Annotated in this window: 1 protein-coding gene and 1 pseudogene; both read left to right on the top strand. The window is 32.5% G+C overall.

The window, feature by feature from the left end; translation table 11 throughout:
• Window positions 1–292: pseudogene (locus ACTJKA_RS19860) on the top strand (DUF1433 domain-containing protein); the annotation flags it as partial.
• Between the two features lie 83 nt (window positions 293–375).
• Window positions 376–855 carry a DUF1433 domain-containing protein gene (locus ACTJKA_RS19855; protein ID WP_171465935.1) on the top strand — a complete coding sequence of 160 codons (480 nt, stop codon included), beginning with the start codon at window positions 376–378 and terminating at the stop codon, window positions 853–855.
• The last annotated feature ends 149 nt before the right edge of the window (window positions 856–1,004 follow it).

Genomic DNA, 1,004 nt, shown 5'->3' with positions numbered 1-1,004 from the left:
AGACATCCATCACTTTATTAAGACCATAACGTTTAAGAAGAGAGTAACTATTGATCCAATGGGCTACATCGTAATTAGAGGATATATAAATGGTGAACTGGAGAAGTACGAGTTCTCCGCTTCATTAAAGTATAGAACAAAAGAAATCGGTTCAATGAGTTATTCAGCAGAACTAGGTGATCGTTTTGAGAACTGGGATGATTTTGATCCTCAAGTGAAAGAAGACTATCTAAATAGTTTATCTAAAAAAGAACGCGAACAATATTTGAAAGACATTGGAGAAAAAGAGTAGAACAGGTACTACCCTATCTGTTTTTATTTTGTCAAATTCATTGGTAGACTGATTATAAGTATATTAAGGAGTTTTTGCTTTTCATGAGAAATACATTGAAATTTTCTATCATAATTGTGGTCGCCGTCATCTCCGTAACTGTGTTTGTTGTAAAGTATATTCATCAGAGTTTTTCAGATGAAGTAGTGCAAGAGAAAAGTGATCAAGAAAAGGCTGAAGAATTCGCAGAAAAGATGAAACCAAAAATTGAAGAACGTTTACATGAAGAAGATATTCACAATTTTATCAGAACCATAACGTTTGATAAGGGAGTGAACGTTAATCCAATGGGTTATATAATAATTAGAGGGTATATTAATGGTAACTCAGAAAAGTATGACTTCTCTGCATCATTAGAATATCGATCTAAGGAAGTAGGTACCATGACTTTTTCTCCTGAATTATCTTATCGATTTAAAGACTGGGATAAATTCAAAGATGAACCTCAACTAAAGGAAAACTATCTTAAAAGACTCTCTGAAAAAGAACGTGAACAGTATCTTAAAGATATTGGAGAAAAATAATAAAATAGGTAATCACCTACCTGTTTTTTTATTTTTCATTATTAAGAAGGTGGCAACGGTAGACATGAAAAACACAATAAAACTTGTATCTGTTTTGGTCGTTATCATCATTGTCTCAGTGACTTCGTTAATCACTCAGCACAATAAGC

Origin of the sequence: Bacillus sp. 22190, assembly GCF_052045575.1 — a bacterium.
GTDB lineage: Bacteria > Bacillota > Bacilli > Bacillales > Bacillaceae > Bacillus > Bacillus altitudinis.
Note: the sequence above shows the minus strand (reverse complement) of the source record. Positions and strands in the feature narration are given on the sequence as shown.